We start from the raw sequence: 21,778 nt of genomic DNA on the forward strand, positions 1-21,778 counted from the left end.
GTTAAGCCCTCCAGCGCCGATGGTACTTGGACCGCAGGGTCCTGGGAGAGTAGGACGTCGCCAAGCAACAAGTAAAGAGGACCATGATCTCATTGAGATCATGGTCCTCTTTGGTATATTACGGTATAAACCACTTATATAATTGCTTCTATGCTGCGCATTCAAAGAGGAGATATGCTTTTGTGAATAGCTATAACCTTTGGAATCGCTTATTTTTAAAGGTTGTCCTTCGTAGGAGTACAGTTGTTTGTACAGGGAAATACTAAAGGTTAGGGCTATTGATGAAGGCTTGACACCCCTATACCGCTTTGCTAAGATTGCAATAATATATTTTCAGAGAGCCTTGATTTGTCCATGTCGGACAGACAACAAGACCAATACAGACTAAACAATTTGAAGGAGGATCATCTTGGTGTGGGAAGATAAATTCGGTAAGGAAGGCCTTACCTTTGACGATGTTTTGCTGGTACCTCGCAAGTCGGTGGTTCTGCCCAAAGAAGTAAGCGTGGCGACTCGTTTGAGTGATAACGTAAAGCTGAATATTCCTTTGATGAGTGCTGGTATGGATACTGTTACTGAGGCAGTGTTGGCAATTGCGATGGCTCGTGAGGGCGGTATCGGTATTATTCATAAAAATATGTCGATTGAACAGCAAGCGGTAGAGGTGGATCGGGTTAAACGCTCGGAGAGCGGTGTTATTACCAATCCATTCTCATTGACTCCGGATCATTTGGTGTCCGATGCTGAAGCAGTTATGGGTAAGTACCGTATTTCTGGTGTACCTGTTGTAAACGAAGAAAACAAACTGGTGGGTATTATTACTAACCGCGATCTTCGCTTTATTCACGATTTTAACCTTAAAATCAGTGAAGTCATGACGAAGGAAGAACTGGTAACTGCACCTGTAGGTACGACTTTACAGGAAGCGGAAGTCATTTTGCAAAAGCATAAAATTGAAAAGCTCCCTTTGGTTGATGATGAAAATTATCTCAAAGGCCTTATCACCATTAAAGATATTGAGAAAGCTATTCAATTTCCGAACGCAGCGAAGGATGCACAAGGGCGTCTTCTGGTCGGTGCGGCTGTCGGCATTTCCAAGGATACATTTGATCGGACTGAAGCACTTGTAAAAGCTGGTGTGGATATGATTGTCGTGGACTCTGCTCACGGTCATCATATTAACATTATTGAAGCAGTCCGCAAGCTGCGTGAAGCTTATCCTGATCTGACGATTGTAGCAGGTAATGTAGCTACTGGAGACGGAACACGCGAATTGATTGAAGCTGGAGCATCGGTCGTAAAAGTCGGTATTGGTCCAGGCTCCATTTGTACAACACGCGTAATCGCAGGGATTGGTGTTCCACAAGTAACAGCAATTTATGACTGTGCAACAGTAGCACGTGAATATAATATTCCGATCATTGCAGACGGTGGTATTAAATACTCCGGTGAAATTACAAAGGCCATCGCGGCAGGCGCATCTGCCGTAATGCTGGGAAGTCTTTTTGCGGGTACGGAAGAAAGCCCAGGCGAATCTGAAATTTACCAAGGACGCCGCTTTAAAGTATATCGTGGCATGGGATCTATGGCTGCGATGAAGCAAGGTAGTAAAGATCGTTATTTCCAAGATGACGACAAGAAGTTGGTACCGGAAGGCATCGAAGGACGCGTTGCTTATAAAGGACCACTTTCCGACACTGTTCATCAGCTGTTGGGCGGTCTTCGTTCCGGTATGGGTTATTGTGGTACAGCTAATATTGAGGAGCTTCGTAACGATACAAGCTTTATCCGTATTACAGGTGCTGGTCTGCGTGAGAGCCATCCGCATGATGTGCAAATTACGAAAGAAGCACCAAACTACTCTCTATAAAGTTCGGCTGTAGTAGACTTGACGACAGGCAGAGCGTATTTCGCTCTGCCTGTCTTTTTTTAGAGATACCCCTGTGATAGAATAGACAAGTGTCCGGCTTTATGACGAAATTATTGATGAATTAGGGTACGTAGGTCTTTTGGACGATTCCTACCAGTGAATAAAGATTCGAGCAGAAAATGCTCATGACAGGATACAACTAAGAAAACGAAATAAAACTGGATTTTAATACTAAAACATTAATTACATTGGCCAAGTAGAGGCTGTAACCACCGTCTCGTTATACATAGCGGATCGGGTTGAGGTACGAGAGGAGTTTGTATTCATTTGAAAGCGAACAATTTAAAGCAAAATACAAAACGCAGCATGATTAAAAAGAGTGTGACTGCAGTCATGGTGCTTAATATGATGTATATGTCGGCATTGCCTGTTGTAGGTAATTTCGATCCGAGCGTGGCTACTTTTGCAGCTGGAGCGGCAACACAGGCAACCAATATTACGGGGACAGGTTCTATTAACCCTCCTAGTCTGGCACTACGTTCTGCCATTTTGATCGAGCCTTCCACTGGGCAAGTATTGCTGTCTATGAATCCAGATGAGCCACTTCCACCAGCAAGTATGACTAAAATGATGACAGAATACATCGTGGCTGAGCAGGTTAAGCAAGGTAAACTCAAGTGGACGGATAAGGTTACGGTTAACGAGAATGCCTCTAAGAGCATTGGATCACGTATTTTTTTGGCTCAAGGGGATCAACATACGGTAGAAGAGCTTTATATTGCAATGGCGGTAGGTTCTGCTAATGATGCAACAGTAGCCCTTGCTGAACGCGTGTCTGGAACCGAGCAGGACTTTGTAAAATTAATGAATGAAACAGCTCAGAAAATGGGTATGAAAAATACGTATTTTATCAACTCGACTGGTTTGGACCGTGGTGATATGCCGAAAGGCTTCCAGCCGGATACAGACCGGGAAACTGTGATGACAGCGAGAGATGCTGCGACATTAGCTAGTAACATTATAAAGGACCACCCAGATTATACACGGTTTACCACAATTCAATCTTACAAATTCCGACCGACTGACAAAGCACCAATTATTAACTACAATTGGATGTTAGAAGCAAACAAAAATATTACTAACTTTAGAAAGTTTGCTTATCCTGGCTTAGACGGAATGAAAACGGGCCATACGAGCAATGCTGGAAACTGTTTTACCGGTACAGCTGAACGCAACGGAATGCGTCTCATCAGTGTAGTTATGGGAGCAGATTCAGAGCCTCATCGTTTTACAGAGACAGCTAAAGTGCTGAATTATGGTTTTGATAATTTTGAAGTGAAGCAGGTTGTTGCTCCAAAGACGGTGGTTAAGGGTGTTGAGAATGTGCCTGTGACCAAAGGTACGGAAACAGAAGTACCGATCGTCACCAAGGATGCAGTAAGCTTTATCGTACCTAAGGGTGCGAGCAATCCCAAGGTAACCTTTACAACGAACATTACACCAGCAAGCTCTCTTGTAGCACCTTTGAAGCAAGGGGCCAAAGTCGGAACCATTACGTACACGTACAAGACAGACGGTGTGGATAAAGGGCAGACGAAAACCGTTGATCTGGTTACTACGACGGCAGTAGAAGAGGGCGGCTGGTTCCGAATGCTTTTCCGGGCAATCGGTGATTTCTTCGGAGATCTGTTCCAAGGAATTAAGAACCTCTTCTAAAAAGCAAAGCTAGGCGACCGGACCTTGTTTTTCATTACTTATTTTGCAGCTTGAAATGATTGTGTATTTGGCATTCGTGCGGTAAAATATTAAGTTAGAATCTAAACGTAACCCTTACAGGAGGCAACGACATGGAAACGGGAACTTCGCGTGTAAAAAGAGGTATGGCAGAGATGCAAAAAGGTGGCGTAATCATGGATGTCATGAACGCTGAGCAGGCTAAAATTGCAGAGGCAGCTGGAGCTACAGCTGTAATGGCTCTTGAACGGGTACCTTCGGATATCCGTGCAGCTGGTGGGGTTGCTCGTATGGCTGACCCAACGATTGTGGAAGAAGTTATGAAGGTTGTTTCTATTCCTGTTATGGCTAAGGCTCGTATCGGTCACTTTGTAGAGGCAAAGGTGCTGGAATCTCTCGGTGTTGACTATCTCGATGAGAGCGAAGTGCTGACACCTGCGGATGAAGTTTTCCATATTGATAAGCGGGAGTTCACCGTTCCATTTGTTTGTGGAGCCAAGGATCTGGGAGAAGCGCTGCGTCGTATTGGTGAGGGTGCATCTATGATCCGTACGAAGGGCGAACCGGGAACTGGAAATATTGTTGAGGCCGTTCGGCATATGCGTTTTATTAATGGTCAAATTCGCAAGGTGCAAAACTTGTCGAAGGACGAGCTGTATGCAGAAGCGAAAAACCTCGGAGTTGCATATGAACTGCTGTTGGAAGTGCATGAGCTTGGCAAGCTGCCAGTGGTCAACTTTGCAGCGGGTGGTGTAGCAACACCTGCAGATGCCGCGTTAATGATGCATTTAGGCGCTGATGGCGTCTTTGTAGGTTCTGGAATTTTCAAGTCGGATAGCCCTGAGAAGTTTGCACGGGCAATCGTGGAAGCGACCACTCATTATACGGATTACAAGCTGATTGCAGAAGTGTCCAAGAATTTGGGAACTCCTATGAAAGGCATTGAAATTTCCAAACTGGCACCGCATGAGCGCATGCAGGATCGTGGTTGGTAAGAAAGAAGGGACCGGCATGAAAATAGGTGTATTGTCGCTGCAAGGCGCTGTGGCTGAGCATATACGAAGCGTTGAACGTGCGGGTGCGGAATGTATAGCGGTAAAGAAGATCGAACAGCTCGATGAGCTGTCCGGTCTTATCATTCCCGGTGGTGAAAGTACCACTATCGGTAAGCTAATGCGCAAGTATAATTTTATAGAGGCTATACGTCAGTTTTCCAATCAAGGCAAGCCTGTATTTGGTACTTGCGCGGGATTGATTGTATTGGCCAAAACGATTCAAGGGCAGGAAGAAGCACATTTGGGACTCATGGATATTACAGTATCGCGTAATGCATTTGGTCGCCAAAGAGAAAGCTTTGAAACAGACTTGAACATTAAAGGGATTGAGGAACCGGTTCGTGCTGTATTTATACGCGCGCCATTAATACAGTCTGTGGGAACGGGAGTAGATGTGCTGTCTGAGTATAACGGCGAGATCGTGGCAGCCCGTCAGGGTCATTTGCTGGCTTCATCCTTCCATCCGGAGTTAACAGACGATTACCGGTTACATCAGTATTTTGTGGATATGGTCCGCGAATAGTGGAAAGTCAGGTTTGTAGTGTAGGAGGGATTACCTGTGTTAGATATAAAGATTTTACGTAATGAGCTTGGTCGGGTTGAGAAAGCCTTGCAGAACAGGGGGAAATCTCTGGATCTGATTAATGGTTTTACAGATCTGGATGTAAGCCGTCGTGAGTTACTTCAAGAAAGTGAAGGGCTCAAAAATCGTCGGAATGTGGTATCCGGTGAAGTAGCCAAGTTGAAGAAAAATAAGGAAAATGCGGATGATCTTATTGCAGAAATGCGTCAAGTCTCCGATCGTATCAAAGAATTAGATGAGCAAGTACGCGAACTGGAAGTTCAGATCGACGAACTGGTGATGTCTATTCCGAATATCCCCAATGAAACAGTACCTGTAGGTGCATCGGAAGAGGATAATGTAGAAATCCGTCGCTGGTCGGAACCGCGCGAGTTTTCTTTTACACCCAAAGCGCATTGGGAATTGGCTCAGGATCTAGATATTCTCGATTTTGAGGCAGCAGCCAAGGTAACGGGTTCTCGTTTTACATTCTACAAAGGATTGGGAGCAAGATTAGAGCGTGCTCTGATTAACTTTATGATGGATCTGCACAGCAGTGAGCATGGTTATGAAGAAATGCTTCCTCCATACATCGTAAATCGGGACAGCTTGTACGGAACGGGTCAACTTCCGAAGTTTGAAGAAGATTTGTTCAAGCTGCGTGATACGGAGTATTATCTCATTCCTACGGCTGAAGTTCCGGTAACGAACTACCACCGTGAAGAGATTATGAATGCGGAGCAGCTTCCGAAATATTATGTAGCTTACAGCTCCTGTTTTCGCTCGGAGGCAGGATCGGCAGGACGTGATACACGTGGCCTGATCCGTCAGCATCAGTTCAATAAGGTAGAGATGCTTAAGCTGGTTCACCCGGATACCTCTTACGAGGAATTGGAGAAAATGACGAACAACGCTGAGCGTGTTTTACAGCTGCTCGGACTTCCGTATCGCGTGCTGGCACTTTGCACTGGAGATATGGGTTTTACGTCTGCCAAAACGTACGATCTGGAAGTATGGTTGCCTGAGAGCGGTATGTACCGCGAGATTTCTTCTTGTTCAAACACAGAAGACTTCCAAGCGCGTCGTGCGAACATCCGGTTTCGTCCAGATTCGAAGGCGAAGCCTGAATTTGTACATACGCTGAACGGTTCAGGATTGGCTGTAGGACGGACTGTGGCTGCTATTTTGGAGAACTATCAGCAAGAGGACGGAAGCATCGTGATCCCAGAAGTGTTGCGTTCATACATGCGAGGCATTGAGGTTATTGCTCCTAAACAGTAAGTGTTGCATTCTTAGAAGTCCTGTGGTAAAATAATTTTGTTGCGCCTGAGTATGTTTAAAGGGAAGCAGCTTTATCCATTTACCACCTGGAGAGGTACCGAAGCGGTCATAACGGGGCGGTCTTGAAAACCGTTAGAGTGCAAGCTCACATGGGTTCGAATCCCATCCTCTCCGCCATATTCTAAATAATAAACCAAGCCATTCGAATACGATAGCTGGTACATTGGCCTTTATACGCCAATGATCAGAAATCGTGGAGAATGGCTTTTTTGTTGTATAAAAAGCTCGTTTTTTTCACACGTTATCAGATGTGGAGGTGCTGGCATGAATCGAGAAATGACAGTAGATCAGCAAAAGCTGGTAGAGGCCTGGCAGGAACAACTGCCGATTCTTTTGAATTCAGGGGACAAATCACAAGTACAAGCAGATGAAGCCGACAACCGGGCTATACGAATCCATATCGAGGTAGAAGGCCGACAAATGTACTCCTTTGATTTTGCATGTACTTATGTAGACTCCCGGGAAGTACAGGTTAGCTTAGTCGATGTAGAGCGGGATGGACAGTCTGTGGATGAACGAACAGATATCATTCAGCAGTTAGTGTCTGATTATACTCGGCATATTCACCAATGTGCCCAAACATTACAGTCGTTGACGCACTCGTAGTCATGAAGGAATGAGGAGGAAGGCTACATGACAAAAGCCAAAAACGGACTGGATAAAAACCTGTCTAACATTGTTGATGATTTGGAGCAGCGTCCAGTGAATAGTCATCAGGCACAGCAAGTGCAGCAGGATCGTAATGATCGCCGTCATCAGGATTCACTAAATCACGATAAAACGGAAGATCTACACCATCTATAGTCCTATTTTAAATGGTAATAAACGGATTCGTTGATGTACCACAAATATAGACTGAGAATGGAGGATGCATAAATGGGCAAGCCTAAAGCCATTCCTGTCCCCGAAGCACAGGATTCTGGTGGAAGTAACGAAAAGCGTGAGCGTAGTCATCAGCAGGAGCCGTTATCCGGTTCCAAGAAGGTGAAACAGCGGAATCACGTGGATCATCATAACAGAGAAGGCTCATAAGTAGACAGACCTTTCTCCTAAAATATATTGCATAGTGTAAGACACTCTGGTTAGAGAGCCAGGGTGTCTTTGTGCTTATTGTAAGAAAATTTTCCAATAAGTGTTTCGCCGTTTGAGAATATGAGTTAAAATAGGAGGTGTGTATTTTTTTGTTAGCATAAAAAAAGGGGTTAATTACGAGAGGAGAGAATCTACACAATGAGTAAAAAGTTATCCGTCTTGGTACTCACTATGGTGTTGCTTTTGACGGTAGCCCTGGTAGGTTGTAGCAAGAAGTTAGAACCGAAGGAAGCTGTTACGACCGGTACTGCAAATGCAATGAAATTGAATTCTTATGAATCCAAAAGTCAATTCACGATTAAGGAACTGACCATTACATCCGCTTCTGTTCCAAGTGAGCAAAGTGCAATGGTAACTAGCATGCTGAAAAATGCTGATATTACGCTGGATGGTGTATACCAAAAAGAACCTTTCCAATCTGAAATGACGCTCGGCATTCATTTAAAAGGTGATCTTTCCACCAGCTTCACGATTCCAATGGTAATGACTAAAGATAAACTGTACGTTAAAATTCCTAATATTCCATTTTACCCGCTTCCACAGGATGTTGTAGGTAAATTCCTGATCATTGATCCACAAGAACTGGCTAAACAATCAGGACAAGAATTTAATCCTGCAACCATGGATCAGGAAAAATCGCAGAAATTTGCGAATGAAGTGATTGCTGCAATTATGAACGAGTATGATCAAGCTACGTACTTCTTTAATATTGATCCTAAAGACGCTAAATTGCCACAAGGCGTTGAAGCTAAACAAGTAGTTCAATTCAAAATTACGAACGACAATGTGAAGCAAGCTACCAATACATTTATCACTAAGGCGCTTCCTAAAGTCCTTGATGTGATGTCTAAAGATGAATATGCTAGCATGCTTCAAGTGAAGAAGGAAGAGCTGGCTGAAGCGAAGAAAGAACTGCAATCCAACACCAGCGAAGTTAGCAAAAAGCTGGATGAGTTGAAAAACTACTTGACAGTGAAACAGTTTGACATTAACACAGCTTTGAACAAGGATGACATTCCTGTGTATCAAGACCTGAATGCGAATGTAGAGATGAATGATCCGGCTACAAAAGACAATGTAAAATTGTCTGTAACAGGTTACACGCAATACAGCAAAATCAATGCTAAAGCAGCATTTAAAGTGGGTATTCCAACAGGTGACCAAGTCCTGACGATGGAACAACTGCAACAAAAAATGCAAACTGTTGCTCCTTAAGTATGGGATAAGATGATTGCAAAACATCATTTTTTTTGAATATGATGTTAGAAAACCGCTCGGCATAGGCCGGGCGGTTTTTTGTTTATGTTAATGTTGTCCCTGTGCAGTCATTTAGCTCTGCCACACGTCATCCTCGGCTAAAAGTCCAAACATCTGGTGATCCTGCCATGTGCCCTGGATCTGTACAAGCTTGCGAGCAATGCCTTCTGGCTGGAAGCCGCACTTTTTTAGTACACGTTGTGATCGATCATTATGCAAAAGAGTACCCGCTTGGAGACGATGTAGAGATAAGGCACGAAAGGCATATTGTATGATCAACTTTAAGGCAGCGGTCATATGGCCTTTACCCTGTTCATCATGGTCCATCATGTATCCGATATCAGCAAATTGTCCAACTCCACGTACCAGATTGGAAATGGAGATATAACCGATGAGCCGTTCTTCCTTTAAGAGAAAGATACCGAACACGTAACCTCGATCTTCTTCGGCTTGACGCAATTTCTGACGGATGTAATCCTGCTGTTTCTCTAATGTGAAAAATGAATCCTCGTAAAGCGGCTCATAAGGCGCATGGGAATCCCTATTTCGGTTCCTAAGGGCGAGAAGGGCTTCGCTATCCGCCAAGCGAAATGGCCGTAAAAAGATACCTTGAGGCGTATTATACAAGCTCATAGGCATGGGGTGATCTCCTTCCATGGGGAATTAGCAATGAGATGAAGTGTTTTGGACTTTTCCCCCTCAGGATGAGGATGGGGGAGGAGACAATCTGGCTGCCGCTCTTTTTTGCCGGAGTTGCCGAAAAAAGTTCGTTAGCAGCGAGGCGCATTCCTCCTGCAGTACACCACTAGTTACTTCTGTACAATGATTGAACCGAGGCTCCTGTAATAAATTCATCAGCGTGCCTGCGCAGCCTGCCTTGGGATCTGTAGTTCCGTATATCAAATGGGGAACCCGTGACTGAACAATGGCTCCGGCGCACATTGGACACGGCTCCAGAGTGACATACAGCCTACAATCCAGCAGGCGCCAAGCGCCTAAGTGCTCACTGGCCTGACGAATGGCAACCATCTCTGCATGTGCAGTTGGGTCAGCATCCGTCTCGCGCAAATTGTAGCCGCGACCGATGATTTCATTATCTTTTACGATGACAGCCCCGATAGGGACTTCACCTAACGTTTCTGCCTTATACGCTTCCTGAATGGCTTCTTTCATCCAATAGGCGTGATCCATAATGGTCACTGGGAAAATACTCCTTTCAAAACGCGGAATTATCCAACGAACAAATATTCCGTTGTTAACATGATGTGAATAAAATTGTGGATAACACGGCACTTGTCCACAGGTTTATCCACAGTTTATAATGAAATCTGTGTATTTGTGGACTACTTGTGGATGATTATCTTCTTATATTGTAGGCAAACCCTTGTCTATTGACAATACTGTACACAAGGTGTGTATTTATGTATATCCGGTAAATGTAAATGCTGGTATCACAGGCGCTATTACGGTATCATTGAGTTAGCAATTGCCAGTAATCGCCAGCATACGGCAAGAGGTGAGAAATCAGTGTGTCGATAAAAATCAGAATAACGATCATTTTGTCGGGGTCCGTCCTGTTTATCCTTTTATTAAATATCGCACTCAATTATTACACGACCCACGAAAATCTAAGAAGTGACAGTGAAACTAAAATGGTTCTGACGGCTAAAATTATCGGAGGAGCTATCGAACAAACCCAACATAGCTGGGAGGCCGTTGACAAGCAGCTCGGATATAATCTGTGGCTTTCTGCCACGTTGGCTGCCAATCAGCTAGGTCCTGACATCCGAAATATTCAGCAGGAACAGCTTCAAAAGGTGGCCTCACTCCACAGAGATACTAATATTTCTTTGATGATTCGAGACGGGCAGGGGTATAAGGTTGTTAAATCCTCGGATCCAAAAGAAGTAACGCCTTCTGATCCATTGACAGGGTATTGGAAGAATGCAGTTGACCAATTATATGAGCATGGACAGGCTGCAATGGCGCAAGGTCAGAAACTGGATCATTTTTGGACCGGATCATTTGACTATACCGGTTCAGACTCCTCACAAATTAACAAATGGGGATTTTATTATGACCAAAAACGTAACTACTTAATTCGAATCTCCTTTCAGGATACTTCAGTACAAAATTTCATAACCATCCTGAGCCCTGATGAGATCGTAAAGCAAACCCAACAAGTGGATTATCGCATCATGGAGATTACAGGAATTAACCCTGCAACCTTTGGTGGCGCTTCGATGGACAAGAACGGAAACGATTCGAAATACTATTACATGTACAATAAACCGATCCAATTCGGCACGTATCAACTAACAAGAGTGAAGGAAGATCGTTTGGCCGTGTCCAGAGCTATCCTCTCCGGGGAGAGTATTGTACAAGACTGCTATATCAAAGGCGAACGGGTTCTCGTCAGTTACATACCTTTTTACCCGGCTAACCGTGAAGCCTATGTTATCCGTATTGTTATGAATTATGATACGATTACTTCTGTTATTTCCAAGCAATTGATAAGCTTAATCGCCATCTCCATTGTCCTTTTGGAGGTTGTAATCATTGGAAGCTATGTGCTGGCAAGTCTGTTTGTCCGCCCAATTCAGTCGATTCTGGGGAAAGTGAACGAGATGGCTGATGGTCATTTTGATACACGACTAGAAATAAAAGGTGGTCATGAGCTTGCACAGTTGGGTGAGCGCATCAATGCGATGGCCTACAACCTAGGGATGTACACGAGGAGACTCGAACAGATGTATGAAGAGAACCGTTCTGTAAAGGAGCATCTAGAATCGGTTATTAATCAGACGGCGGATGCGATTCATGTAACCGACGAGGAGGATCGCGTCGTTCGGGTCAATCATGCCTTTGAAGCTTTGTACGGCTGGACCAAGAAAGAATTGGTTGGTCGTAAGCTGGAATTTGTACCTCCGCAGCAACAGGAGGAGTATGAATTTCAGAAGAAGAGTCTGCTTCAGGGAGAGAGCATCGTATCAAGTGAGTCCCTTAGAATGCGGAAGGATGGAAGTACAGTAGAGATTAGTATGAGCACGTCGCCTATTCTGGATGAAGAAGGCCAGATTTTGGGGTTTATCTGCGTTTCGCGTGATATCACGGGTCGCAACCGGATGGAGGAGCTGTTACGCAGATCAGAGAAACTGACAACCGTCGGACAATTGGCGGCAGGTGTAGCGCATGAGATTCGTAATCCACTAACCACGCTACGTGGCTTTCTCCAACTACAGCAGCAAAATCAAGTGTTGAATATGAAACACAACGATATTATGATGTCTGAGCTGGATCGTATTAATTTGATCGTTAGCGAGTTTTTAATACTGGCGAAGCCACAGGCAGTGCATTTTCAGAAAAAAGATGTTCGCTATATTGTGAGCGACGTGATTTCTTTACTAGATAGTCAGGCGCATCTGCTGGGCATTGTATTCAACCTTCAGGTCACAGACGAGCCTGCCCTGGTATACGCTGAAGAAAATCAGTTAAAGCAGGTATTCATTAATTTACTTAAAAATAGCATGGAGGCTATGAGTAAAGGTGGTATCATCACGATTCGTTTGTTCTTGGAGGGAGAAAGCGTTAAAATCTTCATACGGGACCAGGGAACGGGCATTCCCGCAGAAATGCTGTCCAAGCTGGGAGAACCTTTTTTCACAAACAAAGAAACAGGTACAGGACTAGGACTTATGGTCAGCCAGCGTATTATACAGAGTCATAAAGGCACACTGGATATTGAAAGCACAGAGGGAGAGGGAACGACAGCCCTGGTGCAGCTTCCGATTGCTAAGCCGGAGTAACGGACTGGCGAGCAGGAGGAAGTGTGTTAGTAGAAATGGAGGGTACACAGGTTGCGCATTAACAAGTTTATCAGCGAAACCGGTTTTTGCTCGCGCCGCGAGGCGGACAAGCTGGTAGAGAGCGGCCGCGTGACGATTAACGGCGAAGTGGCTGTGCTGGGTAGTCAAGCGGAAGAAGGCGATGATGTTCGCGTGAACGGCAAGCCACTGCGCGAGAAGTCCGATCACGTCTATATTGCATTGAACAAGCCGGTGGGCATCACAAGTACCACGGAGAGCCACATTAGAGGCAATGTTGTTGATTTTGTGGGGCACCCGCAGCGGATATTCCCGATTGGACGCCTGGATAAAGATTCGGAAGGTCTCATTTTACTTACCAATGATGGAGACATTGTGAATAAGATTTTACGGGCAGAAGGCAAGCATGAGAAAGAATATATCGTAACAGTGGATCGCCCTGTCATACCATCTTTTGTACAGGGCATGTCCAGTGGTGTGAAAATACTCGGTCAGCGGACGCTACCTTGTGAGGTGACGCGTGTATCTGAGTATGTATTCCGTATTATCCTGACTGAAGGGAAAAATCGCCAAATCCGGCGTATGTGTGCAGCCTTCGGTTATGAAGTTAAAAAACTGCAACGGCTGCGAATCATGAATATTCGGTTGGGGTCCCTTCAGAAAGGTGCCTGGCGTGATCTGACAGAGGCTGAGAAGCAGGAGCTTGGCCAGATGCTCGATTATACGCTTAGCTAATGCCAGAGGGGCTTCGTATAGCCTACAGCGTATGATCCTCGTATCTGACAAGCCAGATTATAGGAAGCGCTAAACAAAAAGGCACCAGCTGCATAAAAATGCGGCGGTGCCTTTGTTCATATAACATATGCATAATCAACCTTCATTCGAGCTTGAGGTAGGACTGATGACTTGTGTCCCGTTCTGATATTTGCGGAGAACAGATATTTCAACACGACGGTTTTTGGCGCGTCCTTGACCATCTTGATTGCTTGCCAATGGACGATACTCGCCATAACCGATGGATACAAACTTGGTTGGATCGAGATCTGGATTGAGCAACAAGATGCGCAAGAAATTCAGAGAGCGCTTGGCGCTCAAATCAAAGTTGGACGGGAACTGGCTGTTGGAGATCGGTACATTATCCGTGTGACCCGATACGATAACATCATAGCCAGGGAACTGCTGGAGCATACTAGAGATGGACTTGGCCAACTTTCTCGCTCCCGGTTTTACTTCGGCTTGCCCGGATGAAAACAGGGCATTATCACTAATGGTGATCATCAGCTGTGATTGGTTCAGCTTGGTATTCAGCAGAGGTGACAGGCCGTTATTTTGAATGTATTGATCCATTTGTTTTTTAAGCTTTTTTAAATCTTCTTCTTCCCGCTGGGCAAGCTGTTTCTGCAGTTCAGAGGTAGAAGTAGCTTTCGATTTTAAGGGTTGTGACACTTGTTCTTTATTTTTGCCCATATCCATGGATTGTGACGACGGATTTGCGGCCGAGTGATCCAGCACGCCAGTGCCGCCACTAAAAGCTGCACTCAGGGATTGAGCCATAGTTTCAAATTTTTTGGCGTCGAGCGAGCTCATACCGAATAAGACAATGAAAAGAGCCAACAGAAGGGTCATTAAGTCGGAATATGGCAACAGCCAGCTTTCGTCAGCATGCTCTTCATGCGGTTCATGTCTCTTTTTACTCACTGGAATCGCCATCCTTCTGGGTCATCGTAGCCCGTTCGGTCGGAGTCAGGAAGATCGTCAGTTTCTGACTGATGGCAATCGTCGATATCCCCGATTGAATGGAAAGCAGACCTTCGACCATCATTAATTTAAGCTCCACTTCTTTTTTGGACAACCGTTTCAGCTTGTTGGACATCGGATGCCACAGGACATAACCTGTAAAAATACCGAGCAACGTCGCAATGAAGGCTGCTGCAATGGCATGAGAGAGCTTTTCCATGTCACTAAGGTCGGCTAGAGCGGCGATCAGACCTACAACCGCACCGAGTACCCCGAGCGTTGGAGCGTACATACCGGCTTGGGAGAAGATCAGCGCGCCAGAGCGATGTCGATCCTCGGTAGCATTGATATCCTCCATCAGAACGTCCCGTACGAATTCCTGATCATTGCCGTCAATAATCATTCGCATGCCGCCACGCATAAAGGGATCGTCGATTTCCTCTACCTTGGATTCCAAGGCGAGCAGACCTTCACGACGGGTAATAGATGCCCACTCGGTAAACGTACCGATGAGCTCTTTGCGGTCTAACAGTTTTTGTTCGGTGAAAATAACCTTGAACAGCTTCGGAATCCGTTTGATTTCTGCCATCGGGAAGGCCATAAATATACTCGCTGCCGTTCCGACGAAAATAATCATGTAAGCAGCGGGATTATTGACCAGATTGACGACCGGAGCGCCTTTTAAGATCATCCCGACGACCAGTGACAAAATCCCGAGCACAAGTCCGATAATGGTTGAAATTTGCATGATACACCTCATCCATGAGAATAGATTTTGAATCCTTTCATGCCGCCGGGGTCGTCCTTGCCCCAAGCGCGTCATTACAAGACGGATTATAGTATTTATCGACAAAACTCTCTTTTTTGTTAAGTGCGAATTTCCGGTATAATAAGGTGATTATGTATTGAATGGCGGAACCATTGGAGGAAATGGCATGGGAGTAAAGCATGGGCGTGAGTATGAACAAATTTTGAACGATTTGACAGAGGCTGTGGGACGCATCCCAGATAGCTATGAATTTTTTGAGATGGAAGCAGAAGATTGGGACAGGCTGGACCCAGCGGGACGTCAGGAAGTCAATGAAGCTTTGGCAGAAGACTTATTTTATGCACTGGGTACAGAGCCCACAATCACTGTAGGCAGTGGCGTTGTGATCTATGAGCCGGAGCAGCATCGTATCTATGTACTCATTGGGGACGAGGAGCTGACGTCAGTCCCTTTGATTTGAGGTCCGTCTTATGGATTTATCAACGGGGCCGTGGTAATATGTACACCAATATATCGTAGTTTTGGCCGTATTTAAGCGGTCGAAAGGCTTCCGTATAAACGGGGAGGAGTTCGTAACATGCCTTTTACACAAGAAGAGATTGAAGCACATCTGGAGAAACTGGAGGGCTGGGAACTGGAGGAAGGACGTTGGATCGTTCGGAAATATAATTTTTCCAGTTTTATGAAAGGGATTGCATTCGTGGATGAAGTTGCCGCTATATCTGAAGCATTCAATCATCATCCATTTATTACGATTGATTACAAGACCGTGACTCTACGTTTGACCTCTTGGGACGACGGCGGTATTATGGCCGTGGATATTAAGGAAGCCCAACAATATAATGAAGCTTTTGAAAAAATGCGCAGCAGTCATTGAGCTTGTAATGATCTGTCGTATGATGATAAAAGCGCCTTCGCTATACAACATCGCGGTTGTATGCCGAAGGCGCTTTTATCATAGAACCTGGGTTGGGTGCTCGGGACGATATACCATACAATAAAATGGTTTTTTGCCATCGGGAGTCTGGCGTTCATAGGTATCTGTAAGCTCAAATCCAGCCGCCTTGTAAGCCCGGATAGCGCGCCCATTCCAAGTGAGCACCTCTAGATCAATTTCATTCTTCGGATTGCGTCGTTGGGCTTCCTCTGCAATGGCACGGACAAAATCAGCGCCTTTGCCATGTCCGCATCTTTCAGGATGCATTCCAAGACCTAGCCGTGTCACACCAATCATAGGAAAATATTGAGCAAATCCCGTCAGCTTGTTCTCTTCATCCAGTACGGCAACATATTGCTCTTGGCGAAGCGCGGGACTTCCAAATTCGACTTCAAGCGCCTTCATTTGTTCCCAGGGGAGCCAACCGTATATATTATAAGGTGGATCATAGCGCCACTCACAGATTGCAGCCGCTTGATGCTCGTCCATCGGTACGATCCGATAGTTGGATATTGAGGCAGGCATGTGTTCCATCCTCCTTTTACAGGTACTTCAATCATTAACAACAGATTGTAGACAAGTTGCAGGGGAATGGCAAGCGTGTTTATTTCAAACCCAAGTCGGTTATACATTCAATAAGAAGGAATTACTGCTCATATGCTCCCCCAGCGGTGACGGTAAAACCGACGATGTTCGCTAAAACTGAAACCTTTTGTGGCTTCAGTTCGTCAGTTATGATAATAATTGCTGATGGTGTGGACATAAAAAACCGCAATTCGATTCCGGCCAGAATCAAATTGCGGCTAGGGTTAGCTTGCTGTGCGTTAGTTATTCTACGTTATCGTCATCAGGAATTTCTGAAGCTACAGAATGGTAAGCGTCTGTGCTCATAATTCTTTTTGCACCGACATAGCGGTTAGCGTAATAATTTTCGTTCAGTGAGCTAACTACTACACCACGTGAAGTCGAGGAGTGGGCAAATTTCCCTTCACCTACGAAGATACCTACATGGGAAATGCCTCTTCCTGTGGTGTTGAAGAACACCAGGTCCCCAGGTCTCATTTCATCGCGGGATACAGAAGATCCCATTTTGAATTGTGATCCGGATTGATGCGGAAGTTTAATTCCCAGTTTGTTGAATACATACATTGTGAAGCCGGAGCAATCGAATCCCTCGAGTGTAGTGCCTCCGCTTCTGTAGCTCGTTCCTTTGGCATCTTGAATGACCTGGTCCATCTTAGAGTCTGCATATGCACTGCCGCCACCGAATGTAAAAGATGTAAAGGCAATGGCAAGACCCATAGCTGCGATCGTTAGCTTCTTCTTCAAAAAAAATATACCCCTTCCAATGCCTGCGAGGTTAGCTTAAGGATTCGGTAGAAGGTTCCCCTATGACCACTCTGTTGCGAGATCAATTCACCCAAACTGGTTCCCCCGCTTCCTAGGTGCCAGGAATTAGGCTTAACTTAAGATGTGCACCTTGGAGAGCAGTATTCACAATAACGATATTTTTGAGATAAAGGTTACAATAAAGATTACAAAGTTGTTACTATCAGTTCACTGCGATTATTGTAACAAAGACGGCTGGCTTTGGCAAATGTTTCATTGCAAAAAGTTACAAAAAAAATCTGCTCCTAATGTCCCAGGAACAGATCTTGTTAACAGTATTCAGTTATGTGTCGTTTGCGCGGGTATGAATCAAGGTTTTTCGACAGACGGAAATGAAGTAAAAAACATAAAGGCAGGGATTAGCTTCTATTGGAGATATCGGTATGCCATAGTCTGTACTGCGAACTGATATGCCACAGCCTGACCAGACTAGTAACAAAATGATACGATTGCTGGAGAATGAGCGCCAGCATACCAGTCCAAATCATCGCCACGGTGCCAAATAGACCGAAGACCAGCAGCACACAAGCACCGAGCAAAAGAGATATACCGACAGCTGGGAGGAGCTGGCGAAAGAAGGCGAGCAGGGACGATAGTATGGCGTGACCACCGACAGTACCCAGTTGCATATACAGGATGCACTGCCGAATGAACCATCCGTATGCCATCCATCCCATGGCATAGGGCAACAAATGCAGCAGGTAAGAGGGAGATTGAAGCGTACCTGCTACAATAGGGTAGAGTCTCGGTACTATCCAAAAGGCGGGAAGCAACAGCAGTCCCAACTCGATGATGTAATACAACAGCGACGACATGCCATGGCGTTTCATACCCTTGAAAAAGGACAGGCTTTGCGGTTCAGTCGCATCGGTATGCAGGCTTTGATATATTCCGGCTCTAATGAAGGGAGTGATCAGTATGCGTAGTACAGTCGCCCCTAGCAGTATCCACAAATACACATGTACTTCCCGGCTGTCCATCAGAGCAATCTGGCTCTCCATCCAAAACAAGGTCTGTCCCAGCTCGTTTTGACCCTGATCAGGATAACGAAGCAATAGCGGGATAACGGCAGACTGCACCAGCCGATAGAGAAACACCCCCCATAGTAGTCGATACAGAAATAAAATGATAACGATATAGAATCGTATGCGCACCAGCGCCCAGCCCTCTTTTATAACAGTCCGCATCTATAGACACCTCACCATGACAGACTTCCAAGCAGTGTCTCCAACAGCTTGGTTACACTTACACTCCAACGGGTTTGTTGCTTTTCGTCCAATTCGGCTTTTAGGCTATTGTTAATATGCTTGTTCTCCAGTGCAATGGTATATAGAGGATCAAGGGTTACATAGGAAACGGGAGAAGTACTTTTGATCCGAAAAGTTGTGCTTTTGCCCGCGCCGTCCCAAGCCTTGAATATCGTTGTCCCATCCTTGAAGGTAAATTGGACGGGAATCTTGGGGTAATCCGCCCCTTTTTTGCTGACCGTCACGACGGCTTCATATCCATTCTCCAGCTTGTGGTTCGTGATATGATCCACTGAAAAGTCTGCCATCTGGCCGTCATATACATACTGTTCAAAATAGTGGCTCCATGAGCGTCCGGTGACTCTCTCCACGATACGTTGAAAATCCTGGGAGGACGGATGCTTGAATCGGTACGTCTGTACGTAGGTCCGCATAATCCGATCCATTTTTTTCATACCGACCTGACGTTCAATGCCCCGTAGTACCAGCTTGCCTCGAGAGTAGGCATTTTGCGCGTACTCAGCAGCCGAGCCGTACTTCCATGACTCACGGTTTAGCGGCTGTGGGGAGGCTACCTGTCCCGATTGTAATGGCAAGTTGGGGGTAAGCCCATATTCTTGCTCCATAAGCCGCTCCTCTGCATAGGAGGTGAAGCCTTCATCCAGCCACGGCTCCTCAAATTCATTATTGGCTACCATTCCATAGAAATATTGATGTCCAATCTCATGAACTAATGTCCGTTCCAGACTATAGCCAGGATTCAGATTACCCGCAGCAGCGGCCGTGATGAGTGTCGGATACTCCATGCCGCCAGCTCCATTGCCTAATTTGGGTGGAACGACGATGGACAGGGTGGAATATGGATAAGGCCCGTACCATTTGCTGTAGTAGGAAAGAGCGGCCTTCGCTGCGCTCATATAGCGTCCTTTGAGCTCCTTGTGCGACGGGTCAAGGTAGAGCTTGATTTTGACACCAGGGACTTCAGCAGAAGAAAAGGGTTCTTCTACGGTTACAAAGTTGGGTGAAGCGGACCAGGCAAAATCGTGTACATCATCGGCATAAAATTGATATATTTTTTGGCCGTTCTGTCGGACGGCACCACGGGTGGGAAATCCGGTCGCTGCTACGATATGAGTTTCAGGCACCCGAATCCGTACGCTGTAAATTCCAAAATCGGCATAAAACTCGGAGTTACCATGATACTGGTGGAGGTTCCAGCCCTCCTCGGCGCGTCCACGCTGCCCTGCAGTCTCGTAGACACTGAGCTTCGGGAACCACTGTCCTGCCATTACAAAATCATCTGTCGCACCCATACGAGCAAAGATGGCAGGCAGTTTTACCTCAAACTTCATATATAATGTGATTTCTTCGCCACCTCGTACCGGCTTGGGTAGACGCACCTTCATAAGCGAACGGTCGCCTGCGTTACCGTCATCTGGCTGCACATATTGGGTGCGGTGCATGAGAGATAAACCGTCTTCTGTTTTTAGTTCAGTCAGCGTCATGGAGCCAAAGCCGTCTTTGGGCATGGTGTCTCCGCGCAGCTTCCCCCCGGATTCCTTCATAAAGGTGGTTTCCATGGAAGAGAAGGCATTCGGGTATAGATGAAGATATAGATCATTCACGGTTTTCTTGCCCGGATGCTTCCAGGTCAGTGTCTCAGTGCCTCGCAAAACCTGTCCTTTTTCCAGAGACACATCAATGTGGTACTCTACCACCCGTTTGCTGAGGATTTCTGTAGCGGGCTGTGGGGGGTTCTTGGGCAGGTCAGGCAGAATGTTTGCCCCTAGAGGCTTGCCCACATTTGGGGCAAGCGCAGACTCAGACAGGGAGCCGTATAGTGGTTGGCCTATGGACTGCGGGTCGGATTGCGATTGGGGCTGCCAGGCAAACCATAACGTCCCTGCGAGGAGACCGAGGGCTAGTGTAGACAATAAAACGATTTTAGTGCGTGCTGGGGTCATACAATGGATACCTCCCGTTGACAAGCATCTACAGCATGTATATGTTTGCTTTCAGGAGATTATTAGTTAAAATATTTATAGTGTAGAATGAGTGTGAAGACGGAAAATGGAGGCCTAGTGACGCATGAGTGAAAATCAGCCGGACGGCAAAAAACAGATTGCACTGAACATTGTCAGTGGCAAGAGTAAGCATAAGGGCTTCGGCGCAGGCTCAATCGACCTGAACAGCATGTCCCCGGTCATCATTGACCGAGGAGAGGCAAAAATTGATATCGGTGCCATGCATGCCAAAAGTAAAGTAGAACGTGGCATCAAGTTCTCTACGAATAAAGAGGACGTACCGAACGGACGCCAAGTATGGCTCGTATGGGTAGCCGTGGATCGTACGCCCGAAGGACGTATGTACGGTGGTGCCACCGCCTGCGAGATGCTAATTGACGACGAAGCCAAACGCGGCTGGAAAATCCTCGCCGATCACGTCAACCGTATGGATTACGCGCTCAAGCGTCGTTTCATGCTGGAGGATCTCGGCAGCGAGGATAAGGCAGCGCTCAAAAGCCTGCTAATTTCGCATAACGAGGAATGGTGGGACGCTTCGCCTGAGGAATTGAAGCAGGCACTGGAAGGGGAGGTCCAGCGTTAACGCAGTAATAGTATTGTAGAAAAGCAGCCACTTCACACTGTGGGCTGCTTTTTTTATTGCGAAGGGTGTTAAAGAGTTTTGGAACTTACAATGAGTTATACTAAAGGTGCTTTTTCCTATGAGAAGCAACCACATTGGAACCTCTATTTAAGCTTTGTGATACCTTTAATTGTAAGCTTTAAGACCTCATAGAATATGTACCGGACAAGTAAAATAGCGGAGGAAATCAGTAAAATATTTGAAGAAAAAAACTGTATTTACGTTATAAAATGAGCTATACTGAGGTAAGAATAGTAAAGGAGTCGTGCGTCAACACGACTCCAGCATACAACAACTGCATAAAGAGCAGTCGGCCGG

General features: G+C 45.8%; 22 protein-coding genes, 1 tRNA gene and 1 riboswitch. Of the genes, 15 read left to right on the forward strand and 8 right to left on the reverse strand.

The window, feature by feature from the left end:
* The first annotated feature begins 412 nt into the window (after positions 1 to 412).
* The 10 genes from guaB to AC5ELV_RS25235 all read left to right on the forward strand — a co-directional run bounded on the left by guaB (position 413) and on the right by AC5ELV_RS25235 (position 8,869).
* Complete coding sequence (gene guaB, locus AC5ELV_RS25190) at positions 413 to 1,870, forward strand: IMP dehydrogenase (protein WP_013308172.1); 1,458 nt, start codon at positions 413 to 415, stop codon at positions 1,868 to 1,870.
* A gap of 327 nt (positions 1,871 to 2,197) precedes the next feature.
* Positions 2,198 to 3,586: a D-alanyl-D-alanine carboxypeptidase family protein gene (locus AC5ELV_RS25195; RefSeq protein WP_053324338.1), complete on the forward strand. Its 1,389-nt coding sequence runs from the start codon at positions 2,198 to 2,200 to the stop codon at positions 3,584 to 3,586.
* Between the two features lie 131 nt (positions 3,587 to 3,717).
* Positions 3,718 to 4,599, forward strand: coding sequence for a pyridoxal 5'-phosphate synthase lyase subunit PdxS (gene pdxS / locus AC5ELV_RS25200; protein WP_025720037.1), 882 nt, complete (start codon positions 3,718 to 3,720; stop codon positions 4,597 to 4,599).
* A gap of 16 nt (positions 4,600 to 4,615) precedes the next feature.
* Positions 4,616 to 5,182 carry a pyridoxal 5'-phosphate synthase glutaminase subunit PdxT gene (pdxT, locus tag AC5ELV_RS25205; protein ID WP_493432314.1) on the forward strand — a complete coding sequence of 189 codons (567 nt, stop codon included), beginning with the start codon at positions 4,616 to 4,618 and terminating at the stop codon, positions 5,180 to 5,182.
* A 36-nt stretch (positions 5,183 to 5,218) separates the two neighbouring features.
* Positions 5,219 to 6,502, forward strand: a complete 1,284-nt coding sequence (gene serS, locus AC5ELV_RS25210; protein WP_025720034.1) for a serine--tRNA ligase — start codon at positions 5,219 to 5,221, stop codon at positions 6,500 to 6,502.
* Positions 6,503 to 6,590: 88 nt separating this feature from the next.
* A tRNA-Ser gene (locus AC5ELV_RS25215) sits at positions 6,591 to 6,679 on the forward strand.
* 147 nt (positions 6,680 to 6,826) lie between these two features.
* Positions 6,827 to 7,168 carry a hypothetical protein gene (locus tag AC5ELV_RS25220; protein WP_029514958.1) on the forward strand — a complete coding sequence of 114 codons (342 nt, stop codon included), beginning with the start codon at positions 6,827 to 6,829 and terminating at the stop codon, positions 7,166 to 7,168.
* Between the two features lie 27 nt (positions 7,169 to 7,195).
* Positions 7,196 to 7,366 (forward strand): hypothetical protein, encoded by a 171-nt coding sequence (locus AC5ELV_RS25225; protein ID WP_007428073.1) that lies wholly within the window; start codon positions 7,196 to 7,198, stop codon positions 7,364 to 7,366.
* A gap of 72 nt (positions 7,367 to 7,438) precedes the next feature.
* Positions 7,439 to 7,594 carry a small acid-soluble spore protein P gene (locus AC5ELV_RS25230; protein ID WP_029514956.1) on the forward strand — a complete coding sequence of 52 codons (156 nt, stop codon included), beginning with the start codon at positions 7,439 to 7,441 and terminating at the stop codon, positions 7,592 to 7,594.
* A 198-nt stretch (positions 7,595 to 7,792) separates the two neighbouring features.
* Complete coding sequence (locus AC5ELV_RS25235) at positions 7,793 to 8,869, forward strand: hypothetical protein (RefSeq protein WP_493432315.1); 1,077 nt, start codon at positions 7,793 to 7,795, stop codon at positions 8,867 to 8,869.
* Positions 8,870 to 8,983: 114 nt separating this feature from the next.
* On the opposite strand, the gene AC5ELV_RS25240 is transcribed toward AC5ELV_RS25235, so the two are convergent.
* On the reverse strand, positions 8,984 to 9,550 hold the full coding sequence (locus tag AC5ELV_RS25240; RefSeq protein WP_493432316.1) for a GNAT family N-acetyltransferase: 567 nt from the start codon (positions 9,548 to 9,550) through the stop codon (positions 8,984 to 8,986).
* A gap of 60 nt (positions 9,551 to 9,610) precedes the next feature.
* Positions 9,611 to 10,111, reverse strand: a complete 501-nt coding sequence (gene tadA, locus AC5ELV_RS25245; RefSeq protein WP_493432317.1) for a tRNA adenosine(34) deaminase TadA — start codon at positions 10,109 to 10,111, stop codon at positions 9,611 to 9,613.
* Positions 10,112 to 10,440: 329 nt separating this feature from the next.
* Between tadA and AC5ELV_RS25250 the strand changes: the two genes are divergently transcribed.
* Both AC5ELV_RS25250 and rluF read left to right on the forward strand, forming a co-directional pair.
* Complete coding sequence (locus AC5ELV_RS25250) at positions 10,441 to 12,717, forward strand: PAS domain S-box protein (RefSeq protein ID WP_493432318.1); 2,277 nt, start codon at positions 10,441 to 10,443, stop codon at positions 12,715 to 12,717.
* Positions 12,718 to 12,768: 51 nt separating this feature from the next.
* Complete coding sequence (gene rluF / locus AC5ELV_RS25255; protein ID WP_069290781.1) at positions 12,769 to 13,470, forward strand: 23S rRNA pseudouridine(2604) synthase RluF; 702 nt, start codon at positions 12,769 to 12,771, stop codon at positions 13,468 to 13,470.
* 135 nt (positions 13,471 to 13,605) lie between these two features.
* On the opposite strand, the gene motB is transcribed toward rluF, so the two are convergent.
* Both motB and motA read right to left on the reverse strand, forming a co-directional pair.
* The gene (motB, locus tag AC5ELV_RS25260; RefSeq protein WP_493432319.1) at positions 13,606 to 14,433 is read right to left on the reverse strand and encodes a flagellar motor protein MotB; all 828 of its coding nucleotides are present in this window, start codon (positions 14,431 to 14,433) and stop codon (positions 13,606 to 13,608) included.
* Complete coding sequence (gene motA / locus AC5ELV_RS25265) at positions 14,426 to 15,220, reverse strand: flagellar motor stator protein MotA (RefSeq protein ID WP_029514943.1); 795 nt, start codon at positions 15,218 to 15,220, stop codon at positions 14,426 to 14,428. The genes motB and motA overlap by 8 nt, the downstream gene beginning before the upstream one ends.
* A 187-nt stretch (positions 15,221 to 15,407) precedes the next feature.
* On the opposite strand from motA, the gene AC5ELV_RS25270 reads away from it, so the two are divergent.
* Both AC5ELV_RS25270 and AC5ELV_RS25275 read left to right on the forward strand, forming a co-directional pair.
* The gene (locus tag AC5ELV_RS25270) at positions 15,408 to 15,701 is read left to right on the forward strand and encodes a hypothetical protein (protein WP_013308186.1); all 294 of its coding nucleotides are present in this window, start codon (positions 15,408 to 15,410) and stop codon (positions 15,699 to 15,701) included.
* 117 nt (positions 15,702 to 15,818) lie between these two features.
* The gene (locus AC5ELV_RS25275) at positions 15,819 to 16,118 is read left to right on the forward strand and encodes a 4a-hydroxytetrahydrobiopterin dehydratase (protein WP_007428083.1); all 300 of its coding nucleotides are present in this window, start codon (positions 15,819 to 15,821) and stop codon (positions 16,116 to 16,118) included.
* A gap of 78 nt (positions 16,119 to 16,196) precedes the next feature.
* On the opposite strand, the gene AC5ELV_RS25280 is transcribed toward AC5ELV_RS25275, so the two are convergent.
* The 4 genes from AC5ELV_RS25280 to AC5ELV_RS25295 form a co-directional block, all read right to left on the reverse strand.
* Positions 16,197 to 16,703 carry a GNAT family N-acetyltransferase gene (locus AC5ELV_RS25280; RefSeq protein WP_493432320.1) on the reverse strand — a complete coding sequence of 169 codons (507 nt, stop codon included), beginning with the start codon at positions 16,701 to 16,703 and terminating at the stop codon, positions 16,197 to 16,199.
* Positions 16,704 to 17,006: 303 nt separating this feature from the next.
* Positions 17,007 to 17,507 carry a C40 family peptidase gene (locus AC5ELV_RS25285; RefSeq protein ID WP_025723776.1) on the reverse strand — a complete coding sequence of 167 codons (501 nt, stop codon included), beginning with the start codon at positions 17,505 to 17,507 and terminating at the stop codon, positions 17,007 to 17,009.
* Positions 17,508 to 17,512: 5 nt separating this feature from the next.
* A riboswitch (cyclic di-AMP (ydaO/yuaA leader) is annotated at positions 17,513 to 17,650 on the reverse strand.
* Between the two features lie 276 nt (positions 17,651 to 17,926).
* Entirely contained in the window at positions 17,927 to 18,754 is an 828-nt protein-coding gene (locus AC5ELV_RS25290) for a hypothetical protein (RefSeq protein WP_307354315.1), read from the reverse strand.
* An 11-nt stretch (positions 18,755 to 18,765) separates the two neighbouring features.
* Positions 18,766 to 20,778: a M1 family metallopeptidase gene (locus AC5ELV_RS25295; RefSeq protein ID WP_493432321.1), complete on the reverse strand. Its 2,013-nt coding sequence runs from the start codon at positions 20,776 to 20,778 to the stop codon at positions 18,766 to 18,768.
* A gap of 124 nt (positions 20,779 to 20,902) precedes the next feature.
* On the opposite strand from AC5ELV_RS25295, the gene AC5ELV_RS25300 reads away from it, so the two are divergent.
* Positions 20,903 to 21,421 (forward strand): YwhD family protein, encoded by a 519-nt coding sequence (locus AC5ELV_RS25300; protein ID WP_493432322.1) that lies wholly within the window; start codon positions 20,903 to 20,905, stop codon positions 21,419 to 21,421.
* Positions 21,422 to 21,778: the final 357 nt, after the last annotated feature.

The sequence above is a fragment of the Paenibacillus sp. NMA1017 genome, assembly GCF_058895805.1.

Excerpts from the sequence above, each read along its gene's own strand:
- AC5ELV_RS25295 (WP_493432321.1), bottom strand. The coding sequence starts at position 20,778 with ATGACCCCAGCACGCACTAAAATCGTTTTATTGTCTACACTAGCCCTC.
- pdxT (WP_493432314.1), top strand. The coding sequence starts at position 4,616 with ATGAAAATAGGTGTATTGTCGCTGCAAGGCGCTGTGGCTGAGCATATA.
- AC5ELV_RS25275 (WP_007428083.1), top strand. The coding sequence starts at position 15,819 with ATGCCTTTTACACAAGAAGAGATTGAAGCACATCTGGAGAAACTGGAG.
- AC5ELV_RS25230 (WP_029514956.1), top strand. The coding sequence starts at position 7,439 with ATGGGCAAGCCTAAAGCCATTCCTGTCCCCGAAGCACAGGATTCTGGT.
- AC5ELV_RS25235 (WP_493432315.1), top strand. The coding sequence starts at position 7,793 with ATGAGTAAAAAGTTATCCGTCTTGGTACTCACTATGGTGTTGCTTTTG.
- pdxS (WP_025720037.1), top strand. The coding sequence starts at position 3,718 with ATGGAAACGGGAACTTCGCGTGTAAAAAGAGGTATGGCAGAGATGCAA.
- AC5ELV_RS25270 (WP_013308186.1), top strand. The coding sequence starts at position 15,408 with ATGGGAGTAAAGCATGGGCGTGAGTATGAACAAATTTTGAACGATTTG.
- AC5ELV_RS25220 (WP_029514958.1), top strand. The coding sequence starts at position 6,827 with ATGAATCGAGAAATGACAGTAGATCAGCAAAAGCTGGTAGAGGCCTGG.
- AC5ELV_RS25300 (WP_493432322.1), top strand. The coding sequence starts at position 20,903 with ATGAGTGAAAATCAGCCGGACGGCAAAAAACAGATTGCACTGAACATT.
- AC5ELV_RS25240 (WP_493432316.1), bottom strand. The coding sequence starts at position 9,550 with ATGCCTATGAGCTTGTATAATACGCCTCAAGGTATCTTTTTACGGCCA.
- AC5ELV_RS25280 (WP_493432320.1), bottom strand. The coding sequence starts at position 16,703 with ATGCCTGCCTCAATATCCAACTATCGGATCGTACCGATGGACGAGCAT.
- AC5ELV_RS25290 (WP_307354315.1), bottom strand. The coding sequence starts at position 18,754 with ATGCGGACTGTTATAAAAGAGGGCTGGGCGCTGGTGCGCATACGATTC.
- AC5ELV_RS25225 (WP_007428073.1), top strand. The coding sequence starts at position 7,196 with ATGACAAAAGCCAAAAACGGACTGGATAAAAACCTGTCTAACATTGTT.
- motA (WP_029514943.1), bottom strand. The coding sequence starts at position 15,220 with ATGCAAATTTCAACCATTATCGGACTTGTGCTCGGGATTTTGTCACTG.